A 19,159-nucleotide genomic window follows, 5' to 3' on the forward strand; every position below is an offset into this window, starting at 1 on the left:
GTCGCTCCCAGATACCCTGCTTCGGTGCAGGGCTCGGATTTCACCCGCTGACCGAACCCGTGACCTGCGACTTCATGATGCACACCACTCAATCGGGCGGCAGAGTCCCAAAGGTCGGCTCTTCAGGAGTTGGACTCCAGTGAGGGCTTTCGCATCGCCAGGGGGGCCTTGGACGACCAGTCGGGCTCGCGGTAGTCGACCGATGCCGGCAGGGCGAAGAGGGCGACCAGGATGGACACCACGCACGCGGCCGTCATGTACCAGCCGAAGCTGATGTCATCGCCGGTCAGGTCGTGCAGCCAGACCGCGACCAGGCCGGCGGTCGAGCCGATCAGTGAGGTGCCGATGTTGAAGTTGAGCGCGGCCGCGCTGGAGCGCACCTCGGGCGGAAAGCTCAGTACATAGGCGATGTTCAGGGGCGCGGCCACCAGATTGTTGATGATGGTGAACACCACGACGGCGCCGGCGGCAAGGACGATGGACTTGCTGTTGATGGCCATGAAAGTCGGCACGGTCAGCGCCACGAACAGGCCGTAGCCGACCAGCAGCGGCAGCCGGGCGCCGTAGCGGTCCGCGAGTACGCCGCCCCAGACGCTGGGCAGTGGCCCGACGGCATAGGTGAGCATGGAGGCCAGCAGCGCCAGCGAGGTGGGGAAGCCGGCAGTGATCAGGGCGGTGACGAAGTACGCCTGAATGGTGTACGAGCCGATGCGCTGGCCCGCGCCGAGGCCGATGGCCTTGAGCATGTCGCGCCAGTAGAGGCGCACCGCGTCCTTCAGCGGTGCCTGCTTCGCCTCGGCGGCGGCGATCTGGCGCTTCATCTCCTCGAACTCAGGTGTCTCATCGAGCTTGTTGCGGATGTAGAAGCCGACGGCCGCGATGGGGATGGCGAGCAGGAACGGGATGCGCCAGCCCCAGCTCTCGAAGGCCGACGCCGGCATGGTGATGATGAGCACGAAGGAGACGGCGGAGCCGAGCAGGGAGCCGACCGAGCAGGTGGCGTTCATCAGGCCCGCCAGGTAGTTGCGGCGGCGGCTGCCCGGTTCGTGTTCGAGCATGAACTGGGAGGCGGTGGTGTACTCCACGCTGGCGCCCAGCCCTTGAAGCACCCGGGAGAACAGCAGCAGGACCGGAGCGGCCGCGCCTATCGCCGCGTAGGTGGGCAGCACACCGATCCCGGCGGTGCCGATGCTCATCAGCAGGATGGTGAGGGTCAACACCGTCCGGCGGCCCCTGCGGTCGGCGAGCGGGCCGAGGAACAGGGCGCCGAGCGGGCGGATGAAGTAGGACAGGGACACCCCGACATAGGTGGAGAAGAGCGCGACTGTCGGGTCGTCGGACGGGAAGAACAGCTTGGCCAGCACTGCCGCCAGGGTGCCGTACAGCGTGAAGTCGTAGTACTCGACAATGTTGCCGATCATGGCGGATGCGTACACCCGGCGGCGGGTGCTCTTCGCGGGGATGTCGGTGCCCATCAGAGTTCCTTTGAGGAGGTGCGGTACCCGGGGTAGTGGCGTGCTGCGGTGCGACCGGAGACCTTGCCTTCTGCGAGATCCCGGTCGATGGCCTCCGGGCTGCGATCTTCCGGACGGCCGTAGCCGCCCGCCCCCGCCGTCTCGATGGTCACGGTCTGGCCCGGCTGCAATACCGTGTATCCGTGGTCGACCGGCCGGGCGCCGTCGCTGAGGACGACGTTCGCGGTGGCTCCCTCCGTACCGCCGCACAGTCCCCACGGGTGGGACTTCTGCCGGCTGGTGTCCACCCAGAAGTGCACGTCGTCGCACTCCACGCGAACCCGTCGCCGGATGCCGAGGCCGCCGCGGAACTCACCGGTGCCGCCGGAGTCGTCGATCAGCTCGTACGCCTCGATGAGCAGCGGGTACTCCGTCTCGAGGCTCTCCACCGGCAGATTGGAGGTGTTCGTCATGTGCACCTGCACTCCGTCCAGCCCGTCCTTGGTGGCCCGTGCGCCGGAGCCGCCGCCGATGGTTTCCAGGTAGACGAACTCCTTTCCGGTCAGCGGATTGTGTCCGGAGAAGTGCACGCCGGTGTTCGCACCATTGCTCGCCGCGGTGACCCGGGCCGGGACCGCGGTTGCCAGGGCACCATGGATCAGGTCGACGATGCGCTGGCAGGTTCCGCTGCGCCCGTTCACCGCCGCGGGGTAGCCGCAGTTCACGATCGAGCCAGTGGGCGCATCGATATGGATGGCCCGGTACATGCCGGCATTGGGCACGATGTCGGCGTCGATCAGGCTCTTGACCGAGTAGTAGACCGTGGCGTAGAGCGCGGTCCACACCACGTTGACGCTCGCCCGCACCTGCGGCGGATTGCCCGCGAAGTCGAAGAAGATCTCGTCGCCGGCCACGCGCACGGCCACCTGCAGCTCCAGTTCCTCGTCCAGCTCCGGGCAGTCGAAAAGATCCGTGAACCGATAGGAGCCGTCAGGGATGGCGGTGATCGCGGCGCGGGTACGCCGCTCGGTGTAGTTGAGCAGCTCATCCCCGGCACGCATCACCATGTCCCGGCCATAGCGGTGGCACAGCTCGCGGTAGCGCAGCACGGCGAGCCGGTTCGCCGACGCTTGCGCACGCAGGTCCGCGCGGCGCTCGTCCGGCACCTGGCAGTTGAGCAGGATCAGCGCGAGCAACTCGTCCTGCTGCACTCCCGCGCGCACCAGCCGCACCGGCGGAATGCGCAGCCCCTCCTGGAAGATGTGCGCGTGCCCGCGGTCGCCGAAGTCGGCGTGGTGTGCCAGGGTGGCCGCCCACGCGGTGAGCTCGCCGTCCACGAAGACCGGGGTGGCCAGCACGATGTCCGGCAGATGTGAGCCGCCACCGTTGTACGGGTCGTTGCCGATGAAGATGTCACCGTCCTCGATCTGCCCGACCGGGTAGCGTTCCAGAATGCTGCCGACAATTCCCATCAGCGAACCGAGGTGCAGTGGTGAGCCGCCCTCGTCCTGGGCGATTCCGTTGCCCGCGGTGTCGAACAGCCCGGCCGTGCAGTCACGGCGCTCTTTGATGTTGGTGGAGAACGCGGCCCGGACGAGGGTGCCGCTCATCTCCTCCACGACGGTCGCCAGTGCCGAGCCGATAACCTCGACCAGCACACCGTCCAGTTCCCGCTGCGTCGTCACGGTCAGACCCCTCGGGTTCGAATGATCAGGTTGCGTAGTTCGTCCACTTCGCAGATGTCGCCGGGCAGCAGCAGGGTGGTGCTGTCCATCTGCTCGATGACCGCGGGCCCTGTAAGGCGGTGTCCCACCTCGAGCCGGGCCCGGTCGTACACGGGGCAGTCCACTTCGGCGCCGGCCTCCTTGAGATGCACTCGGCGGCGGGTTGTGACGGCCTCTTCGGGTGTGCCGCCCCGGGGGGCGGAGCGCACCAGCTCGGCGCGGGAGACCGCGCCCACGGCCTGTGCCCGGAAGGTCACCGCCTCGACGGACTCATCCGCCAGCCGGTAGCCGTACATCCGGTCGTGCGCGTCGCCGAAGTCCGCCAGCAGTCGGCGCACCGTGTCCACGGTGACCGGGCCGTCGTCCGGAAGGTCCACGCCGAGTTCGTAGTTCTGGCCGCGGTAGCGCATGTCCACCGCACGGGTGATGCACCGGCGGGCGGGGTCGATGCCCTCGCTGTCGAACCATTGCGTCGCGCTCGCGACCAGCTCGTCCAGCACCTCGGACAGCTGACCGGCGGTGCCCTGGTGCACGGGCAGCCGACAGGTACGCATGAAATCGCTGCGCACATCGGTCATCAGCAGCCCCAGCGCGGACTGCGCGCCCGGGGTCTCGGGGACCACGACGGTGGTGCAGCCCAGCTCGGCGGCGAGCCGGGCCGCGTGCAGCGGGCCGGCCCCGCCGAACGGCACCAGCGCGTAGTCGCGCGGGTCATAGCCGCGGTGGACGGAGATCACCCGGATCGCCCGGGCCATGTTGGCGGTGACGACATCGATGATGCCCTGCGCGGTTTCCGGTACGGACAGACCGAGCCGCTCCGCCAGGCGCCCCACGGCGCGGTGGGAGGCATGGTGATCGATCTTGAGCTGGCCGTTGAGCAGATATTCGGGGTTGAGCACCCGCAGGACCACATTGGCGTCGGTGACGGTGGCTTCCTCGCCGTGGCCGTAGCAGGCCGGTCCGGGGAACGCTCCGGCACTGGCCGGCCCGACCCGCAGGTGCCCGCCGCTGTCGATCCACGCGATCGAACCGCCGCCCGCGCCCACGGTGTGGATGTCCAGCATCGGCGAGCGCACCGGACGTCCGTCGATCTCCAGACTCGCGGTGACCTTGGGGTCGCCGTTCTGCACCAGCGACACATCCGAGGAGGTGCCGCCCATGTCGAAGGTGATGATGTCGCCGAAGCCTGCCGCCGAGCAGACCGCAGCGGCGCCGACCACCCCGGTGCTCGGCCCGGACAGCACCAGCCGGACCGGCAGCCGCTCGGCGGTGACGAAGGGGATGATGCCGCCGTTGGACTGGGTGACATGCGGTTCGCAGCGCAGCCCGGAGGCGGCCAGGGCGCCGCGCAGCCGCGCCAGGTAGTCCGCGACCACGGGGCCTATGTAGGCGTTGGTGACCACCGTGGACAGCCGCTCGAACTCACGGAACTCCGGCAGCACCTCACAGGAGAGCGAGATGTGGGCGTCGGGCATCTCGGCGCGGATGATCTCGCCGATCTTCCGCTCATGGTCCGGCCGGACGTAGGAGTACAGCAGACAGACCGCGATGGCTGCCACGCCCTGTTCCTTCAGCACGCGCACGGCCTGGCGCACCTCGGCCGGGTCCAGCGGGATCTCCACCCGGCCGTCGTGCCGCACCCGCTCGGTCACCTCCAGGCGCAGATCGCGCGGCACGAAGGGAGCGGGCTTGTCCGCCTGCGCGTCGTACATGTCCGGGCGGCGCCCGCGGCCGAGTTCGAGCAGGTCCCGGAAGCCCCGGGTGGTGATCAGGCCGGTACGCACGCCTCGCCCGGTGAGCAGCGCATTGGTGCCCACCGTGGTGCCGTGCGCGAAATAGCCGACCTCGGCCATGTCCCGGCCGCCGATCTGGCCGAGCAGCTCGTGAAGTCCGCGCACGATGGCCCGGCCGGGGTCGTCTGGCGTGGACGAGACCTTGCGTACGTGGATCTGTCCGGTCGCCTCGTCATACGCGCACACGTCCGTGAAGGTGCCGCCGGTGTCCACACCGATTCTCAGGCTCATGGATGCCTTGCCTCGTGAGATTTTCAATGCGCCGGGATACTGGTGGCCCGACCTCCGTTCCGGGAACGTTCCCGGAAGAGTGGGCGTCACTTTAGGCAGAGCTGATTTGCGGGGTCAAGACCCTTGCTGGACCCCGTGGGGCAGCGAAACATGTCGATAACACAACGATCACGGCACTGCCATTTGACCGCTCTCGGCGGCGACGGTATATGGTCAGCACAGAGGGTCCGGGAACGTTCCCGGAATGAGGACAGGTTTTCCGGACGGCAGTCCCGCAGCCGGCGGACAAGGGAAGAAGAGGCATGACTCCCACAGCACAGGAGATTCGCGTCGCCGTTGTCGGCGGCGGCATTCTGGGCGTCTCCACGGCATACCGGCTGGCCCGGCGCGGCGCGGCCGTCACGCTGGTGTCGGACGGCGCTCTGGCCGGGGGAGCGTCCGGGCGCTCGCTCGCCTGGCTGAACTCCGCCGCCATCCGCTCGCCCGAGTACCACCGGCTGCGGGTGCTGGGCATCGACCGCTACCGCACGCTGGCCGCCCGCGAGCCCGGCCTGGACTGGCTGCGCTTCGACGGCGGGCTGGCCTGGGGTACGGCGGAGCAGGAGGCTGATTTCCGTGAGCGGCTCGCCCACCAGAGGGCCAACGGCTACGAGGCGGACTGGCTGAGCCCGGGGGAGATCGCGGCGGTGACGCCCGGTGTCAATCCGGCGGCGGTGCCGGGATGTGGAGCGATCTTCAATCCGGGCGAGGGCTGGGTGGACCTGCCGCCGCTGATCGAGCTGCTGGCCAAGGAGCTCACCGGACTCGGCGGCGAGGTCGTCACCGAAGCGGGGCCGGCCACCGTACGGACCGCGGGCGGCCGGGTGACCGGCGTGACCACCCGGTCCGGGCTGACCTGGGACTGCGACGCGGTAGTCCTGGCCACCGGCGCCGGCACACCGGCCATGCTGAGCAGGCTCGGTGTGCCTCTCGGTGACCGCACTCCCATTTCGCTGCTGGTGCGCACCGAACGGGTGAACGCCCCGCTGCGCGCCGTGTTGAACACCCCGCGCGTATCGATCCGGCCCACCCCGGACGGGGCCCTGGTACTGGACTCGGGATGGTCCGAGGAGGAAATCGTCCGGCATGAGGACGGCACCTTCGAGGTGCGTCAGTCCACCGTGGAGGGCCTTCTCGCTGAGGCGTCAGCTGTGCTCGCGGGCACGCCCAGGCTCCCGCTCCAGTCCTATGCGGCCGGTCCGAAGCCGATTCCCGCGGACGGGGAGCCCGTGCTCGGACAGCTGGAGGAGATCGCCGGCTGCCATGTCGCGTTCACCCACAGCGGCGCCACCCTCGGCCTGATCGCCGGTGAGCTCCTGGCCGACGAGATCGTCACCGGCCGCCCGCACGTGCTGCTGGCCGCCTTCCGGCCGGAGAGGTTCCGCCGATGACCATCCGTACCGCGATCATCGGCTTCGGCACGGCGGGCCGGGTCTTCCACGCCCCCTTCATCGCCGCTGATCCGCACTACGCGCTCAGCGCGGTCGTCACCCGGGACGAGGGCCGCCGGGCGGAGGCCGCCGCCCGTTATCCCTCCGTGCGTGTGCTGCCGGATGTGGACGCACTGCTGACGTCGGCGGCCGAGGTGGACCTGGTGGTGATCGGCTCGCCTTCGGGTACCCATGCCGAACTGGCGGACGCCTTTTTGGACGCGGGTGTCGGAGTGGTGGTGGACAAGCCGTTCAGTGTGACCGCGGCCGAGGGCCGGGCGCTGGTGGAGAAGAGCGAACGGCTGGGGCGGCCGCTGACGGCGTTCCACAACCGTCGGTGGGACGGTGACTTCCGCACCCTGCGGGGGCTGATCGAACGCGGTGAGCTGGGCGAGGTGTGGCGTTTCGAGTCGCGCTTCGAGTGGTGGAAGCCGGACCGGGGGGACTCCTGGAAGACGACCGCGACCACTGCGGAGGGTGGCGGCATCCTCTATGACCTCGGCGCGCATCTGCTGGACCAGGCGCTGCTGCTGTTCGGTGACGCCGTGCCGGTGTACAGCGAGGTGGCCACCCGCCGGCCGGGCGCGGCGGCCGACGAGGACTCTTTCGTGGTGCTGCGGCACGACTCGGGGGTGCACTCGTACCTGTGGATGAACGGTCTGGCGGCTCAGGTCGGCCCGCGCTTTCATGTGCTGGGCTCGCGGGGCGCGTACACCAAGTACGGTCTGGATCCGCAGGAAGCGGCGCTCAAGGCCGGCGCCGCCCCCACCGACCCGTCGTTCGGCGTTGAACCGGAGTCGGCGTGGGGGCTACTGGGCATCGACGGCGCGGCCCGGCCCGTGCCGACGCTGGCCGGCAGCTATGCGCAGTTCTACGCCCGGCTGGCCGATGCCCTGCTCTCCGGCAGTCCGCTGCCGGTGGACCCGAGGGAGGCGGTCCGGGTGATCGAGCTGATAGAGCAGATCCATCAGCGATCGGTGGTTGAATGTGGTCCGGCTGCGCGGCCGACCGCGTGACGGGTAGGGGAGGGAGGTGGGAGCTGTCGTGACACGGCCCGCTCAGCAGTCCGTCACCATCGTCGATGTGGCGAAGGCCGCAGGGGTGTCGAAGTCCACGGCCGGGCGCGCGCTCACCGGTGCCGGCGAGGTCAGCGCGCGGACCAGGGAGAAGGTCGCCCGGGTAGCGGCGGAGCTCGGCTACCGGCCCAACGGTGTGGCCCGCAGCATGATCACGGGAAACACCGAGACCGTGGGTGTCGTCATCCCGGACATGAGCAACCGGTTCTTCTCCGCCGCACTGCAGAGCATCGCCCGAACGGTCCGTCAGCATGGTTATGAGTTGCTGGTCAGCAGCACCGACGGGGAGCCCACGCTGGAACGCCGGTCGGTGGAGGTGCTGGCCACCAAGCGGGTGGACGGGCTGATCGTGGCACCTGTGAGCGGGGCCGACGCCTACCACCTGAGGCAGCTTGCCGAGAGCGGTACCGCGCTGGTCCTGCTGGACCGCCCGGCTCCGAAGATCACCGGATCGAGCTTTGTCTCCGTCAACAACATCGAGGCGTCCCGGCTGGCAGTGAACCATTTGATCGGGCTGGGGCACCGTCATATCGGGATCATCAGCGAGGCGCGGTACGACGCCGCGTCGGCCGGGAAGGCGGATCCCGCCCCCACCGTCGACCGGCCCAGCACCCTGCGGCTCGCCGGCTATGTGCGGGCGATGACCGACGCGGGTCTGACGGTGCGGTCCGAGCACGTCGCGCACAGCGCCTATTCCAGCACGGCCTCCTATGCGGCGGCCCGCAGGCTGCTGCAGGCCACGCCCCGGGTCACGGCGATCTACTGCACGGACAATGTGCTGTCCGTCGGCGCCTTCGCGGCCCTGCAGGACAGCGGGCGGCGTTGTCCGCAGGAGGTATCGTTGATCGGTTTCGACGACCATGAGTGGGCACCCCTGGTCCGGCCCCGCCTGACCGTGGTGGCCCAGCCGACGGAGGTCATCGGGGTCACCGCCGCGGAGGACCTGCTGGCCGCCATCGCCGACCCCACCCGCGAACCGGCGACCCGTCTGCTGCCCGCGCGGCTGATCACCAGGGACTCCACCGCGCCCCCGAGCCACCTCGGCTGACCTTCCATCGCCCGCCCGGGCCGCTGCGGCGTGGCGCGGGATCGATTCATTTGGCGGCAGTCTGCGTGGGCGGCCGTCCGGAGGCGGCGCAAGACATCGCCGTGCTTGGACACCACCCAGGCCACCGACCCATCTCACGGGCCGCCGGCGGTCTCATGTACTCGCCACGGCTGCGCACGCCGATCCCGGATCGCACCGGCTGACAGCCGGCAGGCACGACTGGCCGAAAGGGAAACGCGCTTCGGGGAGCTCCCTGGCCAGTTTCGCTGGCACCGGGTGATCAGCTGGTGGACGGCGCTGCGCCGCCGGAAGCGGAAGGACGTCCGCCGACGCCTCACCGGACGTGGCGATGAGTTGACCCGTGCCTGGTCCGGAGCGCGCTGGTGTCGCCGGGACCCTGCGGCGACACGAGGTCTCCGGTGCTCAGTGGCCGACACGGAAGGCCGCGTCCTGCTGCTCGGTCGCCGTGGAGACGGGGATGGAGCGCGAGATTCGACGTGACACTGCCGATGGCGGAAAGCCCGGCCGACGCGTTCAGCGACTTCGACTGTGAGGCATCGCTGAAGCGCATCGCCCCACAGGCGGTCAGCCGGGTCACCGACAAGATGGATCACTGCGCACGCATGGTGAAGGCCGAGTCCGGCTCCCGGGCGCGATCCCAGAACTACGGCCTGCCGCCGCCCGCTGACGCGCCGGGGCCACTGGCCTCCTTCGCCCCACGCTGAGAGCTGTGGAGCATCGTGTTACGGGGCGCTCGCCATCTGCCGCTGCCGCTCCCCATCGGCGTGCGCCTTGCCCATCAGCGAGCCTTCTTCCTGCTCGTAGTGGGACAGGGCGAGGCCGAGGCAGAAAAACGTGGGCGCCCACTCGCCGACGAAGATGCCCCACCGGTCTGCCCGATCGAGACCCTTACCGGGTTCGGCGCGTAGGGATGTGGCCCAGGTGAAGATGGACAGGCCGATGGAGGCGACGGCGGCGGTGTAGGCGTGCTCCGAGCGCAGGCCGATGTCGTGCAGCTTCTTGATCATGGCGGTGCTCCTTCGGGAGGTCCCCCCTCAGGTCCACCCTCGTATGCCCATGCTTCGGCGGATGACGCAGGACGGGTTCAGGACGCGGGCCGCTTCTTCGCCGGAGCGTTCTTGGCGGGGGCTTTCGTCTTGGGCCGTATCTCCCGCACCTCGCCTTCGCCGCCTTCCTCGCCGCGGGCCTGCTTCGCGGCCCGCACGCTGTCCTGGAGGGCGGACATGAGGTCGACAACCTTGCCCTTCGGCTCGGTCGGCGCCTCCATCTCAGGTGGCGCGTGCCCCTCGGCTTTGGTTTCTGTGACGGCTTCCATGGCCTCCCGGTACTGAAGCGAGCGTCCTCGCGGGCCCGTACCAGGTGCCGGGCGGCTTCCTCGGCCTCGCTGGGCACCCGCACACACGGCAGCTCACCGATCCGCAGCAGCCGCGCCAGCCGCTCGGCATCCCGGCGGTCGGTCCTGACCCGGTCCCTCGACGGCCGTTCGATCTTCGACGGTGCCACCACCACACACCACACACCGCACACCCGCCGCCGACAATGCCCTGGCCAGCCCGAACCCGGTGGGCCCGGCCTCATAAACCACCGCTACCGGACCGTCCAACGAAGCCACCCACGCCAGCACAAGGTCCGTCTTCGGCGACAGCCGCAACGGCCGGACTTCCCCCGACTGGCTGTCGACCGCGCACGCCACAATCGATCGTGCATGAACGGCCGGCCCGACACACGTACGCTCGAACAGCACCGGCGCCCTCCCGTAATTGCGGCTCCACCGTCACCACCATGTGACGGCAACCCGCGCCAACTTACGAGCGAGGCGCCGACCCTCCATACGGTTCTAGCCCGTGGCGACGAGGTGGGCGTCCACGGTGACGACACCGTCGACGCCCTGGCAGAGGCCCACGACCACCGGGATGAGACGCGGTTGCGGGACGTGGCCCCGAAGGGTGACGTCCCCGTCGCGGACCTCGACCGCGACGGTGCCCTCGTCCAGGCCGAGGATGCGTCCCAGGACGTCCTGCTCGACCTCGTCGCGGATCTCGACGTCGGAGCGGATGAAGGCGTCGAGCAGGTCGCTGCGGCTGACGATGCCAAGGAGCCTGTCGTCGCCGACCACCGGCAGTTGCTTGACGTGCCGCCTGCGGAGTTCGCGCGCGGCCCGGGGGATGGTCCAGTCGGCGCGGGCGGTGAAGACGGGGCTGCTCATGAGCGCGCCTGCGGTCCGGGCCCGGGCCTTGCCCCAGGCGTGCTCGTCGTTCCCGTCCTGTCCCTGCGGATCGGGCATGCCGGTCTCGTGCCGCAGCACGTCGGACGCGGACACCACGCCGATGGGGGCGCCGTTGTCATCGACGACCGGAGCCGCGGCAATGTCGTTCGCGTCCAGCAGGGCGGCGGCTTCCTGGAACGGCGTGTCGGGCCGGAGGGTGACGACCTCCTCGGTCATCACGTCACCGACCGTGCGGCGGTGCAGCATGGCATCGGCCTCCTCCGCTTCGCGACGGGGCGCCGGCGTCGGTCCGCCCGGGCGGCCCCCGCGCGGTGCGCCGACCTCCGCGGCCCGGCCGGCTCGTCCACGCCGTCTTCCCCACCCTACCCATGACAGCACCGCGCCGCTCCGGCGACCAGCGACGTTCGGCCTGGCGGGGAAGGCCGGCGGTCCTACGGCCGGGAGTCCCCGGCGTTCCGCACTCTCCCAGCAGAAGCCCTGCCCGTGATCACCCACCCCTTTGAGAACCTCGACCCGGCCCAGACCGTGCAGGTCCTTCCCCGCCACCTCGCCGGGCCCGGCGCCGTCGACCCTCGCACCGCATGGGCCTTCCCCCTCGACGAGGGCTGGACGTTCGCCCAGACCGACGCAGGCACGGCCGCCGCGTTCACCCCGTGCCTACGCCTGCAGACCACCTACGACCCCCGTCAGTGCCGGCGGCGGCCTCTGGGGGACGCCGAGTCCATGGGCTTCAGTCCTTTGACAGTGAGTGGAATCGCGATGCGGGACATGTCGCACGGTGTGGCCGAGTGACACGTGGTTTTGGTGGGGCGGCGCATAAGACTCCGCCCCACCGCTTGGCGGAGCCTCAGTTTCGGGGAGCCTCGCCGACCTTGTCCACGACTCCGGCGCCGAGCAGAGCCACCTCGTCCGAGCCCAGGTAATGGAGGGACTTCTTGTCGAAGACCCATGTGCCGCGGTCATCACGGTCCTTGAAGCTCAGGCCGATGCCCGGGCGGCCCGCGAAGTCCTTGGCGTGCTCGACCACCGAGACGCCCGGGATCCTCGCCGCGGCGCGGTAGAGCGCGGCGTTCACCTTGGGAAGGAGCGTCGCGTCGGCGAGCATGTCGCCGATCCTCTCCAGTGCCTGACCCCGGTTGATCGAGCCCTTGTCTCCCGTGTCGGCGTAGATCTTCTTGAGCAGCGCGCCGGGGTCGGTGGGCAGCGCCTCCAGCTCGCGGTAGGTGGTGACGTTCGGGTCGGCGTACAGCGTCATGTCCTCCGGGGTGCCCTTGGGGACGTCATGCCCCGGGAGGGGCGGGCCCGACAGCCTGGTGATCCGGGCCAGGCCGGGGCGCTTGCCGTTGACCGCGGTCCAGTCCGAGCGGCGGAAGATCTGGGTGCCGCTGTCCTCGCCGTCACCCTCGATCTTCTGGGAGCCCTGGGTGCTGATGCAGACGTACTGGTCGTCGCGGACGGTCACGGGCTTCTTCTCGGCGGCGACCGTCGCGATGCGGTTCAGGAGGTCGGCCGCCTCGCGATCGGGGGTCGGGGCCTCGGATCCGGCGGTGCCGACGACGATCGCGGCGGTGACCGCGGTGGCCGTGGCGAGGGGTACGGCGATCAGGGCGAACCGGCGACGGGGGGCGGGCTTGCGCGCCCCGGGCGCCGTCGCGGTCTCACGGGAGTCCAGTACTTCCTGGGCGAGTTCTCGCATCAGATGCTCCTGCAGCAGGTCATGGCGGTCGTCCGGCAGGACCGGCTCACCCGGGCTTGGCAGCAGCCTGGCCAGTGCTTCGCGCTCGTCGGGGTTCATCGGTGCTTCTCCTGTGTCGACCGGGCCGCTTCGGTGCGGCCACCTGGTACCTGTCCGGTGCGCGAACGGAGTCTCGGTTTTTCTGGATTGGCTCGAATATCTCCTGATTCAGGGACACTTGGCGGCCCCAGACGGTCGGGCGGCCGTCGCCCGGAGGCGGGCCGGGCCAACTCCGCCTCCGCCAAGCGCCGCAGGCGCTGCCTGGCCCGGGAGAGCCGCGACCGTACGGTGCTGGCCGGTACGCCCAGGGCCTCGCCCGCCGCCGCATAACTCAGCCCCGACCAGACGCACAGGGCGAACACCTCGCGCTCGGATCTGCGGAGCCGGCCGAGCGCGGTGCGAGCGGCGGCGAGTCGTTCGGCGTTCTCCAGGCGGCCGACGAGTTCATCCGCGAAGTCGGGCACCGTGTCGTGGTCCGCCGGGCGATCCGGGAGCCGGGCGAGCGCGGCGCTGTGACGGCGAGCGGCGCGCCGGGTGTTGCGCAGGACGTTGGTGGCGACGCCGTAGAGCCAGGGCCGCAGCCCGTCACCCTGGCCGTCACCTTCGAAAGCCGCGGCGTCGGGTCTCACCTTCTCCCGCAGCCGCCACGCCTCCAGGAAGGTCAGGGACACCACGTCCTCGGCGGCGTCCCGGTCTCCGGTCAGCCGGGCGGCGTGGCTGTACACGGCCCGGGCATGCGCGCCGAACAGCTCGGTGAACGCCGCCGGGTCACCGGCTCGTATCCGGTCACGTAGGGAAAGTTCCACGCCCCAGCCCTGTCCGCTCGGCGCCCCTCGTCCCAGTGACGGCGCTCACACCCGCACACCTTGGAGTCGCGGGGCATTTCTCCTTTTAGTGGCAGAGTCGACGCGGACACGCCACGACCTTGCTGTCTCGGCAGGTCTCGTCGTGCACAGGTGTCGTGGCGGTTGCCGGGGCAACCCTCACCGCCGCGACGGACGAACTCGGACGATCCGATCCGGCACTCGCTACCGGCCTACGCCCCATGCTCATGGAGATGGCGTAATCAGCCGTTGGTCCCCAGGTAGCCGGACGCCCGGAAAGGGCAAAACCGCAGGCAGACGGATTTTGTCGGTAGGCCAGTGAGGCCGCCACATCGACCACTCAAACTTCCCTACGTTGTTCTGCGGGACCGGGCGAACCCCTCGTATGGTTCACCCACCCAGGGACGTCGGGTGTGGCTTTCAACCTTCTGCCACTCGTGGCTGGCATCGATTGGCCGCCCGACGTCCCACGACGACTCGGCTGCCAATGAGGAATTGCGAATGATCGCTCCGTAAGGAATCGACAGCGAGGTCGTCCGTCGGGAGTCACCAGCACCACACCGCACGGAGGCACCACATGGCCGCGATCTGGGCCGGCATCGACGCGGGCAAGACCCTGTGCCGCTCGAAAAGTCATCGCCGCTGGTGGGCAGGGTGCCGCCCGCCGATGGGATCATGTCCTCCGTGATCGTGTCCTTGTTGTAGAAGGTGACCCGGGCGCTGCTGACGCATCCATCGGTGCCCCTCCGTCGTGGGACGGCGAAGGACGCGGAACTGCTGGCGCTGCGGCACGAGAACGCGGTCCTGCGTCGCCAGTTTGCCGGTTCGGTCCGCTATGAGCCCGCCGACCGGTTCTGGTTCGCCGCCCTGTCCGGGCTGATACCCCGGCGCCACTGGCTCAAGATCTTCCCTGTCACCTCCGGCACCCTGCTTGCCTGGCACCGCAGGTTCATCGCCGCGAAATGGGACTACACCGCGCGCTGGGGCACCGGAGGCCCACCCACCCCGGCAGCGATCAAGAAGCTCGTGCTACGGCTGGCGAGGGAGAATCCGACGTGGGGGCACCGGCGGATCCAGGTGCCGCGGTGACCAGGCCGGATGATTTATCGGCGCCCGCAGAGCCGGCCGTGGAGTTGGGAGAGGACTGTTGTCGGCCGTTCCCGGAACGCCGGGTGTCCATTGCCGCGCCTGGCCGACCGGGGGAGTCAAGTCCGCTTCCGATTTCCGCTGTTCGTGGCCGAGTCGTGCGGGTCGCGCTGAAATTCCTGCTGAGGCCGGTGTGCGAGGCGGATTCTCGTCCGTGCTCGTTCGGGTTCCCGACGGGTGAAGATGGGCTTGGCGCCGTGCGCCCAGACCTGGCGGCGGTAGCAGTCGCCGCCCTGGCCATGGTCGGCGTAGCTCCCTCGGCCGCTGCCGGGTCCGGCCCCGTTTGCCGCCCATCGGTGGGATGACGGTCAGCAGCGGCATCAGCTGGATGGGCGCGTTCCAGCTGTTCGTGGGACCAGGCGTTAGCCAGCCTGCAGCATGGTAAATGCCGGGGAAGGCTCTAGTCCGGGCTCCATCGTTTTTCACTCGAACGGAGTAGAAAGCCGAACTCGTGGCGTCGCATGCGGGGACGGATCCTGATCGGCTCACCCCACTCGCACGGAGAGCGCCGTCGCATCGGCGTGCGGACCGCCGATCGCGCGGGTGCCGCGGAATGCCGAAGGACCGTGCGGGACGGGGCGGGCGAGGCCGAGTGTCGCCGTCCGGGACGAAGTCGTACGCGCCATCCAAGGCCGGTGTCATGTCGGCCATCGTCTCGACGCCCTGGTGTGGGGAGGTCGCGAGAACGTGTGTGGCTGGGGGCAACCGGAGTTACGTAAATGGCCCACGGGAAGTCAATGTAAGTGGCCCACATGTTTGGGCCGCTTCCCTCCTAGGGTTCAGGGCGTGACCACAACGGTGCCTGTCAGCCGTCCTTCGTCCGCCGCTGTGTGCGGTGGCGGACAGGGGCGGACGGCGCTGGGATTGGTCATGGCGGGCGGGTGGCCTTCTGCGGGGCCGATGCCATCGCCCACCAGGCGCGATGCCCGCTCCCTGAGCGTCCCCCTACTCAGAGGTGCCCCTTATGCAAGCCATCACCGTCCAGGACCGCGAGGCCGGTGTCAGCGGCCTGACCCTCTCCGAGCTGCCCCACCCGCGCGCCGCCGAGAACGACGTGATCGTGGAGGTCCACGCCGCCGGATTCACCCCGGGCGAGCTGGATTGGCCCGGCACCTGGACCGACCGGGCCGGTCGTGACCGGACCCCGAGCGTGCCCGGCCACGAGCTGTCCGGCGTGGTCACCGAGCTCGGCTACGGCACCACCGGCCTGACGGTCGGGCAGCGCGTGTTCGGTCTGGCCGACTGGGCCCGCAACGGCTCCCTGGCCCAGTACACGGCGGTCGAGGCCCGCAACCTCGCCCCGCTCCCGGCCGATGTCGACCACCTCACGGCCGCCGCACTGCCGATCTCCGGGCTCACGGCCTGGCAGGCCCTGTTCGACCACGCCCACCTCATCACCGGCCAGAGCGTGCTCATCCACGGCGCTGCGGGCGGCGTCGGCTCCATCGCCGTGCAGCTGGCCCGCGAGGTCGGCGCCCGGGTGATCGGCACCGGCCGGGCCGGCGACCGCGACACCGCCCTCGGCCTGGGCGCGGACGCCTTCGTCGACCTCTAGGCCGAGGGATTGGCGGACATCGGCGAGGTCGACGTGGTGTTCGACGTGATCGGCGGCGAAATCCTCGAACGCTCCACCGCACTGGTCCGCCCCGGCGGCACCCTGGTCACCATCGCCGAGCCGGTCACCGTCCACCCCCGCGACGGGCGAGCCGTCTTCTTCGTCGTCGAACCCGACCGGGCCCGCCTGGCCGACCTCGCCCAGCGGCTGCGGGACGGCCGCCTCAAGCCGATCGTCGGCGCCGTCCGGCCGCTCGCCGGGGCTGCCTCCGCGTTCACGCCGGACAAGCGCACCCCCGGTAAGACGATCATCCGCGTCACCGAAGACTGAGAGGTCGTTCTCTCCCGTCGTTTCATCCTGGAATCTGCGGTTGGTGGGTCTTTACGGGGTCGTCCCAGGAGGTGATGTTCTCGCCGGTGAGGCGGCGGGCCATGAGGTCGGCCATAGCCAGGTGGATCATGGCTTCGGAGCGGGCGGGAAGGGTTTCGTAGTCGCGGGCCAGGCGGCGGTGGAGCATCAGCCAGCCGTAGGTCGGCTCGACCGCCCTCGTCCGGCGCCGCGCGGCAGGGGCCCTTATCCGATGGAGTCCCACGGCCAGGGGGCGCTGCGGGGAAGTAGTCGGCGTGGCCGGGGAGCTGCTGGGGCGCGTTGTCCAAGGCCAGCGCCTTGCGGCAGCGCCCCCGGTGCCCGGCCCGGTGCGACCAGAGCCGCGACCCGCCTTGTGGAACGGCTGACGATCTCGGTGCTGGTGCCCCAGGTGATGAAGGCCTGTCCGCTGGAGCGATCACCGACGTGCAGTCACCGGGCAACGCCACGGGTGCGCGCTACGACAGCGCTGCCAACCGGTTCACCATCTGGGGCAACACCTACGACAATGACCGCGCTGCGACCCTGTACGTGACGAACGTGGCCACCGGCAGCTCGTTCACCCACAACCACGGCTGGATCGGCCAAACCAGCCAGTCCACGAGCCGGGCCATCCCCTCGACCTGGAAGTCCGGACAGGAGATCCGGTTCTTCATCTGCGACCACTCGATCTACGACGGCAGTGAGCGGCGCTGCTCTGGTACTGCCGTGGCCTGGGTGTAGACAGGCCACCCTCTGCGTGCAAGGCCATCCGAGCGCCAAGGGGCGGGCAGACCGCGACTGATGTGCCGCACAGGGCCTCCGTGCGTTCGCAGGCCCTGTGCGGTGATCGCCGCGTACCTGGGCGCGATCGCCGCGCTGTGCCGGGATACCCCGGCACAGCGCGGCCCTATGCCGGGTCGGCCCGACGCCGGGAGCTTGAATGTCGGGATAGCCCGACACATCGCTTCCGTTGACCGGCTGCAGTGCCGGCACCGCCCGCTGGTGCGCCGCATCTCGGCCGTCGGTTCGGAACTCGCAGCCGACAGCGCAATGAATCCTCCGCGGTGATCAGTCACGGCCGTTCCGTGCCGGACATCGCAGCGAGCACGGTGAACACGATGCCGGAGGGGTCGTGGGAGCCCGCCAGCTCGCCGGTGCGGAACTCCAGGCCGACGTCGCTGGCCTTCAGCTCCTCCCGGCGAGTTTCACGGCGGCCTCCAGCTCGGGGCGCTTGGTGGCGCGGGCCCCGGATGATCCCGGGGCGGCGGCTTGTCGTAGGGGCGGTCCGGGAGCCGGTGTTGGTACCGGGTGAAGGGCGCCCAGCTCTTGATGGCGAACCCGTTGCCGGCGTCCTGGACTTCGAGGGCACTGTGGCCGGTGAGGTGGGCCGGCAGGATGAGGGCGCCACACAGCACGACTCCGCGAAAGCCACGTTGAAGGGGCCGTTGGTTCACCACCAAGGGGGTGTGGGCGTACCGTCCGGATCCAATCCGTACGGCCACCGTCCTTCGGACGGGAAGAAACAGTCACCGGTGTCGGCGGCTTGGCGGTAGAGGGCTTCGGCGCCCTCGTGGTCTCCGGCTTCCTCCCGTATCCGTGCCAGCCTGGCCAAGGCGCGGGTGTCGCCGGCATCGGCGGCTTGGCGGTAGAGAGCTTCGGCTCCCTCACGATTCCCGGCCGTCACCAGCATCTCGGCCAGGTGCGTCAGCGGGAGTGTGTTCCCCGTGCTGGCGGCTTGGCGGTAGAGGGTTTTGGCGCCTTCGTGGTCGCCGGCCTCCACCCGCATCCATGCCAGGTCGGAGAAGGCGACGAGGTTGCCGGCATCGGCGGCCTGGCGGAAGAGGGTCTCGGCGCTCTCGCGGTCCCCGGCCTCCTCCCGCATCCTTGCCAGATGGCCCAGGGCGTCGGTACTGCCGGCATCGGCGGCTTGGCGGAAGAGGGTCTCGGCGCTCTCGCGGTCCCCGGCCTCCTCCCGCATCATCGCCAGAATGGACAGAGCGACGGGATCGCTGGTGTCGGCGGCTTGGCGGTAGAGGGTTTCGGCGGTCTCCTGGTCTCCAGCCTTGTCCCGCATCATCGCCAGAATGGCCAGGGTGATGGGGTTGCCGGCGTCTGCGGCCTGGCGAGCGAAGGCTTCGGCGGCCTCGTGGTCTCCAGCCTCTTCACGCATCATCGCCAGGTGGGTTCGGGCGAGGGTGTCGCCGGCATCGGCGGCCTGGCGGTAGAGGGTTTCGGCGCCGTCAAGGTCTCCGGCTTTTTCCCGTGCCCGTGCCAGGTAAGCCTGGGCGTCGGTACTTCCGGCTTCAGCGGCTCGGCGGTAGAGGGCTTCGGCGCCCTCACGGTCTCCTGCTTCCCTCCGCATCACTGCCAGGGTGACCAGTGCATCGGCGTTGCCGCGGTCTGCGGCTCGGAGGCGGAGGTGATAGGCCCATTGCAGACGGCATCTGTCCTGGGCGGAGTCGGCGAGATTGTTGATGTCGCCGGGGTGGGTGAGGTGGGTGTGGGCGG

16 protein-coding genes and 3 pseudogenes are annotated in these 19,159 nt (G+C 69.8%); 8 read left to right on the forward strand and 11 right to left on the reverse strand.

The genetic code is table 11. The annotated features are described in order from the left end of the window. Positions 1–122 precede the first annotated feature (122 nt). From GWI24_RS06575 to GWI24_RS06585, 3 genes are read right to left on the reverse strand one after another with little or no spacing between them, the layout of a single operon-like run. Positions 123–1,475: an MFS transporter gene (locus tag GWI24_RS06575; RefSeq protein WP_210944953.1), complete on the reverse strand. Its 1,353-nt coding sequence runs from the start codon at positions 1,473–1,475 to the stop codon at positions 123–125. Continuing rightward, positions 1,475–3,139 carry a hydantoinase B/oxoprolinase family protein gene (locus GWI24_RS06580; protein WP_308343524.1) on the reverse strand — a complete coding sequence of 555 codons (1,665 nt, stop codon included), beginning with the start codon at positions 3,137–3,139 and terminating at the stop codon, positions 1,475–1,477. The genes GWI24_RS06575 and GWI24_RS06580 overlap by 1 nt, the downstream gene beginning before the upstream one ends. 2 nt (positions 3,140–3,141) lie before the next feature. Then, positions 3,142–5,202 (reverse strand): hydantoinase/oxoprolinase family protein, encoded by a 2,061-nt coding sequence (locus GWI24_RS06585; protein WP_210944954.1) that lies wholly within the window; start codon positions 5,200–5,202, stop codon positions 3,142–3,144. 302 nt (positions 5,203–5,504) lie between these two features. Between GWI24_RS06585 and GWI24_RS06590 the strand changes: the two genes are divergently transcribed. The 4 genes from GWI24_RS06590 to GWI24_RS06605 all read left to right on the forward strand — a co-directional run bounded on the left by GWI24_RS06590 (position 5,505) and on the right by GWI24_RS06605 (position 9,520). Further along, a complete protein-coding gene (locus GWI24_RS06590) occupies positions 5,505–6,632 on the forward strand; it encodes an FAD-binding oxidoreductase (protein ID WP_210944955.1) in 1,128 nt (375 codons plus the stop codon). Then, positions 6,629–7,687, forward strand: a complete 1,059-nt coding sequence (locus tag GWI24_RS06595) for a Gfo/Idh/MocA family oxidoreductase (RefSeq protein ID WP_210944956.1) — start codon at positions 6,629–6,631, stop codon at positions 7,685–7,687. The genes GWI24_RS06590 and GWI24_RS06595 overlap by 4 nt, the downstream gene beginning before the upstream one ends. Positions 7,688–7,715: 28 nt before the next feature. Continuing rightward, positions 7,716–8,795: a LacI family DNA-binding transcriptional regulator gene (locus GWI24_RS06600; RefSeq protein WP_210944957.1), complete on the forward strand. Its 1,080-nt coding sequence runs from the start codon at positions 7,716–7,718 to the stop codon at positions 8,793–8,795. A gap of 497 nt (positions 8,796–9,292) precedes the next feature. After that, complete coding sequence (locus tag GWI24_RS06605; protein WP_210944958.1) at positions 9,293–9,520, forward strand: hypothetical protein; 228 nt, start codon at positions 9,293–9,295, stop codon at positions 9,518–9,520. An 18-nt stretch (positions 9,521–9,538) separates the two neighbouring features. Here GWI24_RS06605 and GWI24_RS06610 read toward each other — a convergent pair whose 3' ends face one another. The 4 genes and pseudogenes from GWI24_RS06610 to GWI24_RS06620 all read right to left on the reverse strand — a co-directional run bounded on the left by GWI24_RS06610 (position 9,539) and on the right by GWI24_RS06620 (position 11,289). Further along, the gene (locus tag GWI24_RS06610) at positions 9,539–9,823 is read right to left on the reverse strand and encodes a hypothetical protein (RefSeq protein ID WP_210944959.1); all 285 of its coding nucleotides are present in this window, start codon (positions 9,821–9,823) and stop codon (positions 9,539–9,541) included. A gap of 77 nt (positions 9,824–9,900) precedes the next feature. Then, positions 9,901–10,131: a hypothetical protein gene (locus tag GWI24_RS06615; RefSeq protein WP_247615980.1), complete on the reverse strand. Its 231-nt coding sequence runs from the start codon at positions 10,129–10,131 to the stop codon at positions 9,901–9,903. A gap of 20 nt (positions 10,132–10,151) precedes the next feature. After that, positions 10,152–10,407 (reverse strand): annotated as a pseudogene (locus GWI24_RS44930) (transposase); the annotation flags it as partial. 246 nt (positions 10,408–10,653) lie between these two features. After that, positions 10,654–11,289: a CBS domain-containing protein gene (locus tag GWI24_RS06620; protein WP_210944960.1), complete on the reverse strand. Its 636-nt coding sequence runs from the start codon at positions 11,287–11,289 to the stop codon at positions 10,654–10,656. Between the two features lie 237 nt (positions 11,290–11,526). Here GWI24_RS06620 and GWI24_RS06625 point away from each other — a divergent pair, with 237 nt between their 5' ends. Next, positions 11,527–11,835 (forward strand): hypothetical protein, encoded by a 309-nt coding sequence (locus tag GWI24_RS06625; protein ID WP_247615973.1) that lies wholly within the window; start codon positions 11,527–11,529, stop codon positions 11,833–11,835. Between the two features lie 55 nt (positions 11,836–11,890). Here the strand turns inward: GWI24_RS06625 and GWI24_RS06630 are convergent, their stop codons facing one another. Together GWI24_RS06630 and GWI24_RS06635 are read right to left on the reverse strand one after the other, a co-directional pair. Beyond that, positions 11,891–12,838 carry a CU044_5270 family protein gene (locus tag GWI24_RS06630; protein WP_210944961.1) on the reverse strand — a complete coding sequence of 316 codons (948 nt, stop codon included), beginning with the start codon at positions 12,836–12,838 and terminating at the stop codon, positions 11,891–11,893. Then, positions 12,835–13,584, reverse strand: a complete 750-nt coding sequence (locus tag GWI24_RS06635; RefSeq protein WP_210944962.1) for an RNA polymerase sigma factor — start codon at positions 13,582–13,584, stop codon at positions 12,835–12,837. Before GWI24_RS06635 ends, GWI24_RS06630 begins: the two co-directional genes overlap by 4 nt. 756 nt (positions 13,585–14,340) lie before the next feature. On the opposite strand from GWI24_RS06635, the gene GWI24_RS06640 reads away from it, so the two are divergent. After that, positions 14,341–14,691, forward strand: coding sequence for an integrase (locus tag GWI24_RS06640; protein ID WP_247615974.1), 351 nt, complete (start codon positions 14,341–14,343; stop codon positions 14,689–14,691). Between the two features lie 1,021 nt (positions 14,692–15,712). Next, a pseudogene (locus tag GWI24_RS06645) lies at positions 15,713–16,633 on the forward strand (NADP-dependent oxidoreductase). Positions 16,634–16,655: 22 nt separating this feature from the next. Here GWI24_RS06645 and GWI24_RS06650 read toward each other — a convergent pair. After that, positions 16,656–16,856, reverse strand: a pseudogene (locus tag GWI24_RS06650) (IS5/IS1182 family transposase); the annotation flags it as partial. Positions 16,857–17,095: 239 nt separating this feature from the next. Here GWI24_RS06650 and GWI24_RS06655 point away from each other — a divergent pair. Further along, complete coding sequence (locus tag GWI24_RS06655; RefSeq protein WP_210944963.1) at positions 17,096–17,392, forward strand: hypothetical protein; 297 nt, start codon at positions 17,096–17,098, stop codon at positions 17,390–17,392. A 709-nt stretch (positions 17,393–18,101) separates the two neighbouring features. Here GWI24_RS06655 and GWI24_RS06660 read toward each other — a convergent pair. After that, positions 18,102–19,159 (reverse strand): lipopolysaccharide assembly protein LapB (locus GWI24_RS06660; protein WP_210944964.1); only part of this gene is annotated, 1,058 nt, incomplete at its 5' end.

The organism is Streptomyces sp. MK37H (assembly GCF_018035285.1).
In the GTDB taxonomy this organism is placed as follows: Bacteria; Actinomycetota; Actinomycetes; order Streptomycetales; family Streptomycetaceae; genus Streptomyces; species Streptomyces endocoffeicus.

Coding starts and splice junctions, on each gene's coding strand:
- GWI24_RS06575 (WP_210944953.1), bottom strand. CDS start 1,475: ATGGGCACCGACATCCCCGCGAAGAGCACCCGCCGCCGGGTGTACGCA.
- GWI24_RS06585 (WP_210944954.1), bottom strand. CDS start 5,202: ATGAGCCTGAGAATCGGTGTGGACACCGGCGGCACCTTCACGGACGTG.
- GWI24_RS06590 (WP_210944955.1), top strand. CDS start 5,505: ATGACTCCCACAGCACAGGAGATTCGCGTCGCCGTTGTCGGCGGCGGC.
- GWI24_RS06595 (WP_210944956.1), top strand. CDS start 6,629: ATGACCATCCGTACCGCGATCATCGGCTTCGGCACGGCGGGCCGGGTC.
- GWI24_RS06610 (WP_210944959.1), bottom strand. CDS start 9,823: ATGATCAAGAAGCTGCACGACATCGGCCTGCGCTCGGAGCACGCCTAC.
- GWI24_RS06615 (WP_247615980.1), bottom strand. CDS start 10,131: ATGGAAGCCGTCACAGAAACCAAAGCCGAGGGGCACGCGCCACCTGAG.
- GWI24_RS06620 (WP_210944960.1), bottom strand. CDS start 11,289: ATGCTGCACCGCCGCACGGTCGGTGACGTGATGACCGAGGAGGTCGTC.
- GWI24_RS06630 (WP_210944961.1), bottom strand. CDS start 12,838: ATGAACCCCGACGAGCGCGAAGCACTGGCCAGGCTGCTGCCAAGCCCG.